Raw genomic sequence first — 1,524 nt, forward strand, 5'->3', positions numbered from 1 at the left:
TCGATGTTGCCGATCCCCTTGAGGCCCTTGGTGATGTCGCCGATCTTGGAGAGGCCGGCGCCTGCGCCCTTGGCGATGTAGGTCATCGGGTCGATGACCTTGCCCGCCTTCCCGGCGACGGACAGGACCTTCGCGACCGCGCCGGCCTTCCCGGCTCCTGCGGCTGCCCCGCCGGCGCCGCCGGTGAACACGGTCGTCAGGACGTTGAACGTGACGGCTCCGGCGGCCCGTCCGGGGTTCTTGCCCCATTCGTCCCAGGCGACCAGGGCCTTGCCGGTCTCCTTCATCGCGGTGCGCGAGTCACGCAGCCAGGAGGGGAGTTTGTCGTCGGGCAGCGCCCAGAACAGGGTGCCCGCACCGGGGATCGAGGAGATGACGAGGCCGGTCGCGAGCTGGGCGAGGCCCTTCCATGCCTGGCCCATGGCGTCCCAGCCGCCGAACCCGACCAGGGTGCCGAGCCCCTTGATGGTGCCCCAGACCCCGTCGACGATCAGGCCGTCCCAGACGAACGACTTGACCCAGTGCCCGACCTCCCAGACGTGGTGCTTCTCCTCGACCGGGTCGCCCCAGGGGAGCTTGGCGTTCTTCAGGTCGTCCGCGTTGAACCCGTACTGGTCCTTGCGCTCGGACCCGTCCCCGGCGACCATCTGCACCCCGCCGGGAAACAGGGCGGTGATCTTGTTGTGGCAGGTGCGCTCCGCCGCCCAGAACGCGGCGACGGTCGCGGTGATGTCGTCGCGGAGCTGGTTGTGCTCGTCGACCTTGTCCTCGTCGTACTCCCAGTCGTCGTCGTCCTTGTTCGCGTTCACGAACTTCGTCGCGTCCGCCTTGAGCTGCTCCAGCTTCGTGACCAGCGGACGGATCTCCGTCGCGTAGTCCGACAGCGAGGAGGCGACCTTCTCCAGGTCGTCCGCGAACCCGTCCGCCCGGTCCTTGACCGGCTTCGTCGACGCGAAGAGCTGCTCGGCCTCAGGGGCCTGGTAGTAGGCGGACAGGGCCTGGAAGTGGGTGTGGACGGACGAACCGGTGTCCCGGATGTGCCCGGCGTCGGTCTTCAGGCCGGCGTGGTCCTTCTCCAGCTGCCCCAGATCACCGGTGTACTGCGGAATCGCCTCGGGCTTGATCACTTGTCCTGCACCCCGGGCTTCTTCGGATCCAGATCCACCGCACCGAGCGCCTTGCGCTGGGCTTCGGCGGCCATCTCCAGGTCACCGTTCAGATAGGCCGTCGTCGCGTCGACCGCGCCCTGCAACGACTTGCCCGCCCGCGCCGCGATGAACTTCAGATCGGACGTCGTGTGCTCCGCGAACTGCGACAACGCCAGCGCGACAAGACCGCCCGCGGCCTTCTCCCCGTCCTTGCCACCGCCGTCGCCGCCCTCGGCGGAGATCGTGCCCGCACTCGACGCCGCGGACGTCAGATGATCCCCGTACGACGTCGCATACGTCTGGATCTTCCCCGCCACCTCACCCGTCGTCTTCAGCACACCCGAAATACCCTGCGGCTTCAGATCCCAGCCCGTCA

The 1,524-nt window shown here is 68.2% G+C and carries 1 protein-coding gene and 1 pseudogene; both read right to left on the reverse strand.

The window, feature by feature from the left end; all coding sequences use genetic code 11:
* Positions 1-1,127 (reverse strand): annotated as a pseudogene (locus tag GA0115254_RS34905) (protein phosphatase); the annotation flags it as partial.
* Positions 1,124-1,524: DUF6507 family protein (locus tag GA0115254_RS34910; protein WP_256102939.1), on the reverse strand; the 401-nt coding region annotated here is incomplete at its 5' end. The gene GA0115254_RS34910 and the pseudogene GA0115254_RS34905, both read right to left, overlap by 4 nt.

The organism is Streptomyces sp. Ncost-T10-10d (assembly GCF_900091955.1).
In the GTDB taxonomy this organism is placed as follows: domain Bacteria; phylum Actinomycetota; class Actinomycetes; order Streptomycetales; family Streptomycetaceae; genus Streptomyces.